The 6,026-nt window shown below is 72.9% G+C and carries 5 protein-coding genes; 4 read left to right on the top strand and 1 reads right to left on the bottom strand.

Features of this window, described 5'->3' with window-relative positions; translation table 11 throughout:
* The 3 genes from GUY60_RS32750 to GUY60_RS32740 form a co-directional block, all read left to right on the top strand.
* Window positions 1–2,012, top strand: a 2,012-nt coding sequence (locus GUY60_RS32750; RefSeq protein WP_161704515.1) for an ABC transporter ATP-binding protein/permease, incomplete at its 5' end; no start/stop codon positions are given.
* Window positions 2,013–2,030: 18 nt separating this feature from the next.
* Window positions 2,031–2,573 (top strand): SH3 domain-containing protein, encoded by a 543-nt coding sequence (locus GUY60_RS32745; protein ID WP_161704513.1) that lies wholly within the window; start codon window positions 2,031–2,033, stop codon window positions 2,571–2,573.
* Window positions 2,563–3,531: a serine/threonine-protein kinase gene (locus tag GUY60_RS32740; RefSeq protein ID WP_161704511.1), complete on the top strand. Its 969-nt coding sequence runs from the start codon at window positions 2,563–2,565 to the stop codon at window positions 3,529–3,531. Before GUY60_RS32745 ends, GUY60_RS32740 begins: the two co-directional genes overlap by 11 nt.
* A 50-nt stretch (window positions 3,532–3,581) precedes the next feature.
* Here GUY60_RS32740 and GUY60_RS32735 read toward each other — a convergent pair whose 3' ends face one another.
* Window positions 3,582–4,856 (bottom strand): streptophobe family protein, encoded by a 1,275-nt coding sequence (locus GUY60_RS32735; protein WP_161704509.1) that lies wholly within the window; start codon window positions 4,854–4,856, stop codon window positions 3,582–3,584.
* 207 nt (window positions 4,857–5,063) lie between these two features.
* Here GUY60_RS32735 and GUY60_RS32730 point away from each other — a divergent pair.
* Window positions 5,064–6,026: DUF6777 domain-containing protein (locus GUY60_RS32730; RefSeq protein WP_161704507.1), on the top strand; the 963-nt coding region annotated here is incomplete at its 3' end.

The raw sequence follows: 6,026 nt of genomic DNA, 5'->3' as shown, positions 1-6,026 counted from the left end.
CCCCCGAGCGCCCCTCCGCGGTCTCCATGCCCGCGCTCACCGGCACGTTCCGCCGGCCCACGACCGTACGGCCGCTGCCCACCCGCACCGTCCGGATCGGCCGCGCCCCGGAGAACGACCTGGTCGTCGACGACCTCGTCGTCTCCCGCAGGCACGCCGAGCTGTGCGCCCTGCCGGACGGCACGTACGAGATCGCCGACCTCGGCAGCCACAACGGCACCTTCCTCAACGGCCTGCCCGTGACCCGCGCCCCGCTCGGCCAGGGCGACATCGTCGGCATCGGCCACTCCGCGTTCTGCCTGGTCGGCGACCAACTGCAGGAGTTCGTCGACACCGGCGAGGTCTCCCTCGACGTGCAGGACCTCACGGTCGCCGTGGACCGCGGCCGTAAGACCCTGCTCGACGACGTGTCGTTCCCGGTCGGCGAGAAGTGCCTGCTCGCCGTGGTCGGCCCGAGCGGCGCCGGCAAGTCCACGCTGCTCAACGCCCTGACCGGACAGCGCCCCGCCGACCACGGCACCGTCGTGTACGACGGGCGCGACCTCTACCGCGACTACGCCGAGCTGCGCCAGCGCATCGGCCTCGTACCGCAGGACGACATCCTGCACGCCCAGCTGACCGTCCGCAGCGCCCTGTCGTACGCCGCCGAACTCCGCTTCCCGCAGGACACCGCCAAGGCCGAGCGCCGCGCCCGGGTCGACGAGGTGATCCGCGAACTCGGCCTGGAACAGCGCGCGGGCCAGACCGTGCACAGCCTCTCCGGCGGTCAGCGCAAGCGCGTCAGCGTGGCCCTCGAACTGCTGACCAAGCCGTCGCTGCTCTTTCTCGACGAGCCCACATCGGGCCTCGACCCCGGCATGGACCGCTCCGTGATGCACATGCTGCGCGGCCTCGCCGACGACGGCCGCACCGTCATCGTCGTCACCCACAGCGTCCTCAGCCTCGACGTCTGCGACCGGCTCCTGGTGCTCGCGCCCGGCGGCCGGATCGCCTTCTACGGACCGCCCGAAGACGCCCTCGGCTTCTTCGGCTACGAGCAGTGGCCGGAGGCCTTCGAGGCGTTCGAGCGGGACACCGCACGCGACTGGGCCGCGGAGTTCGGCGGCTCGCCCCTGCACCGCAGGTACATCGCGGACGCGACAAGGCAGCCCCGCCTCGACGGCGCGGACCGGCGCGACGTCGCCCCACCGCCACGGCCGCGCAGCCGCGCCGCCCAACTGGGCACCCTGATCCGCCGGTACACCGCCGCGCTCAGCGCCGACCGCACCTTCCTCGCCATCATGATCGCGCTGCCGTTCGTGATGGGCGCCATGGCCCGCGCCCTGGCCGGCGGCAAGCTGACGCAGGAGACGGCGATGAACGCGCTGCTCATCCTCTGCGTCGGCGGCGTCCTCACCGGCGCGGCCAACGCCGTGCGCGAACTCGTCAAGGAACGCGTCATCTACCGGCGCGAACGGGCCGTCGGCCTGTCCAGATCGGCGTACCTGATGTCGAAGGTCGTCGTACTCGGGACGATCACCGTGCTCCAGGCGGTCGTGCTCACCCAGGTCGGACTCTTCGGCGTCGACCTCAACGCGCCGGGCGGCAAAGGCGTGTTGATGCCTCCGCTCATCGAGATCACGGTCGCCGTGGCGCTGCTCTCGTTCACCGCGATGATGCTCGGCCTCCTCGTATCGGCCCTGGTACGCAAGGAGGAGGTGACGATGCCGCTGCTCGTGCTGCTCGCCATCGTCCAAGTGGTGTTCTGCGGCGCCCTGCTGAAACTCGACGGCGTGCCCGGCCTGGAACAGCTCTCCTGGCTCATTCCCTCCCGGTGGGCGCTCGGCGCCATGGCCGGCACCGTCGGCCTGGCCCGTATCGTCCCCGGCGAACTGACCTCCGACCCGCTGTTCCAGCACACGGCGGGTGTGTGGCTCCTGAACATCGGCATGCTGCTCGTCCTCTCGGCGGTCTTCGGATTCACGGTCTCCCGGCTCCTGCGCCGGACCGAACCCGCCGTGATGCGGAAGTAGCGGGAAGCAGGCGCCCCGATGACGACCCCCGACTTCCGGCCCACACACGTCGTCCCGCAGCACGGCATGCCCGCCTGGGAGGACCCCGACCCGGCCCGGCCCACGGCCCCCCTCGACCCGCTCCTGCCGGTCCAGCTCGTCGAGCGGCGCGGCGACTGGGGGCAGATCCGCTGCGCCAACGGCTGGTCGGCCTGGGTCGACGCCCGCCACCTGGTCGCGGTGCCCCTGGACCCGCCCCTGCCCGGCGGCCCGTTCGCCCGCGAGGACGACCCGGGCCCGCTGCTCGTGCACGCCGAGCGGGCCCTCGCGCACTACCGCGCCGCGGTCGAGGAACACGCGTCCGGCACCCTGGACGGCGAGACCTTCCGCGGCCGTACGCGCGGGCTGCGCGTCGGTGTCGTCGTCGACGGTGAGCAGGTGTGGCTGTACGACGTCGAGCGCTCCCGGTGGGTCCACTCCGACGGCACCCGGGCCGGCACGTACGCCACGGACGACGAGCCCCGTGCCGCCGTGGCCCCCGGCCACGAACCCACGCAGGTCGTGAGCCCCGATGGCCCCTGACCCGAGCGGCTCCGCCGGCCGGCCCTCCGAACTGATCGGCCAGGAGCTCGCGGGGTACCGCATCGAGGGCGAGATCGGCCGCGGCGGCATGGCGGTGGTCTACCGCGCCCTCGACCTGCGCCTGGAACGCACCGTCGCGCTCAAGCTGCTCGCCCCGGAACTCGCCCGCAACGACACCTTCCGGCGCCGCTTCACCTACGAGTCCCGGGCGGCCGCCGCGATCGACCACCCGCACATCGTCCCGGTCTTCGAGGCGGGCGAGACCGACGGCGTCCTGTACATCGCGATGCGGTACGTGTCCGGCAGCGACCTGCGCCATCTCCTGGACGGCCAGGGCCAGTTGGCGACCGAGACGGTGCTGCGCATCGCCGCGCAGATCGCCTCCGCGCTCGACGCGGCGCACGAGCACGGCCTGGTCCACCGGGACGTGAAACCCGGCAACATCCTCGTCTCCCGCGGCACCGACAGCGACCACCCCGAGCACGCGTACCTCACCGACTTCGGCCTGACGAAGAAGTCGCTCTCCCTGACCGGCTTCACGACCGTCGGCCAGTTCGTCGGCACCCTCGACTACGTATCGCCGGAACAGATCTCCGGCAAGCCGGTCGACGGACGGTGCGATGTGTACGGGTTCGCCTGCGTCGTCTACGAGTGCCTGGCCGCCCGCCCGCCGTTCCGCCGGGACGACGACATGGCGCTGCTCTGGGCCCACCAGTACGACGAGCCCACGCCGCTGACCGAGGCCCGTCCGGACCTCGCCGCGCACGCCGACGCGGTGTTCACCAAGGCCCTCGCCAAGAGCCCCGACGACCGGTACGACTCCTGCCTCGACTTCGTCGCCGCCCTGCGCGCGGCCCTGCACGGCGGCCCGGAGTCGGGGCACCCGCCGACCGAGGTCGACCTGCGGGCGCCGACGCCACCCGGGTGGGCGGCCCCGGTCCTCGGCGAGCGGGACTGAGCGGTCAGCGGTGCCTACGCGCCTGAGCGGTGCCTACGCCCAAGCAGCACCTAGGGCATGTCACCCCGTCGCCGTACCGGACGGGCAAGCAGCGCCCCGAGGAAGCCGGTGACCAGGCCCCACAGCAGGGCGAGGCCGAGCGCCGACCACAGCTCGGGCAGCAGCGACAGCTCACCGCCCAGATCGCCGCCGAGGTCGCCGATGCCGAGTACGGAGAGCCCGAAGTGGGCGGTGATCCGACCCAACAGGCAGATCATGAGCACCGTCAGGGCGAGGGCCACCGCCATGTGCATGGCGTGCTGCCAGGCCCGCGTCTGGCGCGGCGAGCGGGCCGCGAGCACGAACGCGGCGACGAGCAGCAGCACGGCCGCGAGCACCACGAGCCACCACACCCGGCCGTCCTGATCGGCGAGCGTGCGCACGTTGAGCGAGGACACGTCCGGGCCGCGCAGCACCTCGTCGAGCACATGCGGCATCGGCAGCCCGAAAGGCCCTTCCACCTGGCCGTTCCAGGTCACCCCGAGGCCGAGCGTGAACGCGAGCCAGACCAGGTTCGGCAGCCCGAGCAGCACCACCGCGAACGTCTCCGCCGCATGCCCGCGCGTCACGGCGACGACGACGCCGATGACGACGCCGAGGGCCACGTACGCGAGCAGCAGACCGACCATGGCGTACGCGGCCGGGCGCACCGACTCCTGGAAGCGCAGCAGCTTCGGCGGCAGCGGCGCGCCGCGCGAGACGAGCAGCGCGAGCACCAGCACACCGGCCGCCCACAGCACTCCGAACAGGAGGGTCAGCGGCATGTCGGTCTCGAAGCCGATCTTCGGCGATGCCCCCAACTCCTCGCCGATATCGCCGAGTTGACTGTCCCCGAGGGAGAGCGAGAAGGTCTGCCGGGCGACCAGCGAGACGCCGATCAGGACGAGCAGCCACAGCGCGAGCAACCCACCGGCCCAGCCCGCGAGTTCGCGCGTACTGGCCACGGCGCGGTGCCGCAGCGGCCGCAGGAATCCGGCGCCGAGGACGAGGGCGCCGACGAGGGTGACCGAGAGCGGGATCACGTCGAGTCCGGCCGAAGTGTCCGCGAGCGAACCGGCGTTGCCCGACAGTTCGACGGTGCCGCCGACGGCGGTGACGACGGTCGCCGCGACGACCCGGGGGAACGCCCCGTCCGGCAGCCCGGTCGCACCGGCCGCCCACAGTCCGAGCGTGGCCGTCACGGCCATCGCGAACAGCGCGGCGAGCACGGTCACCAAGGCCTGGGGCCAGCCGTGCCGGGCGCCAACCTGGTCGGATTCGGTACGAGGGTCGGTACGAGGGATCACACTGCCACGCTAAGCAGGACCGGCACGCCCCGCCCGCCGAGCGCTCCGGCGCCGGCTCGTGCTCCGGCGCCGGCTCGTGCTCCGGCGCCGGTTTCGGCTTGCGGGCGGCGCCCGCCCGGAGCACACAATGAAGGTGTTGCGGCCGCGCGGGGGCTGGACCGCAAGCACCTGCAGTACCGCGTCAGTACCGCACCGGGAAGAAGCCTCGTGAGCGTCGAACCTCCGTCATCGGGCCGCCCCACAGAGCCCACAGGACCGCCCTCCGGACCGCTGTCTGGCCCTACGCAGCCGCCCACGGGACCGCCTTCGCAGCCGCCGGGCGGATCCGGCGGGACACCCGAGCCGCCGGAGCCGCCGGAGCCGCCGGAGCCTCCAGGGCAAGGGCCGCCCGAGCCCGGCCGGCCCTGGTGGCGGTCGGCGCCGCGTATCGCCGTACTGACGACGGTGGTGGTGGGCGCCGTGATCCTCGCCGTCGTCCTGACCAGCCCCGACGGCGGTCCGGGCAAGGCCAAGGGCAGCGAGGTCTTCCTCCAGTCCGCCGCCAAGAAGGGCCCGGACCCCTTCACGGACTCGACGGCGGCCGACAGCTCGGCCCCACCGATCTCGGCGTCCCCCACCCAGTCGGCCCCCTCGAACGCGGTGCGTGGCGTCGACGGCGGTGCGCCCGGCCTGTACGGCGGTACCCGCAATGTCGCCGCCTGCGATGTGGAGAAGCAGATCAAGGCGCTCCAGGCGGCCCCGGACAAGAACAAGGCGTTCGCCTCCGTGGCGGGCGTCGACCCGTCCGGGGTCCCCGACCACCTGCGCTCGCTCACTCCCGTACAGCTGCGCGTGGACACCCGCGTCACCAACCACGGCTTCCGCGACGGCGCCGCGACCAGCTACCAGGCGGTCCTGCAGACCGGCACCGCCGTCCTGGTCGACGACCGCGGCGTACCCCGCGTGCGCTGTGCCTGCGGCAACCCGCTGACCCCGCCGGTCGCCCAGAGCACCACCCCCCGGCAGACCGGCGACTCGTGGCCGGCCTACAACGCCTCGAACGTGGTGGTCGTCGCGCCGTCGACGACGGTCATCAACATCTTCGTGGTGTACGACCCCGAGCAGGACGACTGGTTCACCCGCCACCCCGGCGACACGGGCAAGAAGGACGAGCACACGACCGCACCGGCC

The organism is Streptomyces boluensis (assembly GCF_009908195.1).
GTDB classification, from domain to species: domain Bacteria; phylum Actinomycetota; class Actinomycetes; order Streptomycetales; family Streptomycetaceae; genus Streptomyces; species Streptomyces boluensis.
This window is presented reverse-complemented; position numbering and strand designations above follow the sequence as displayed.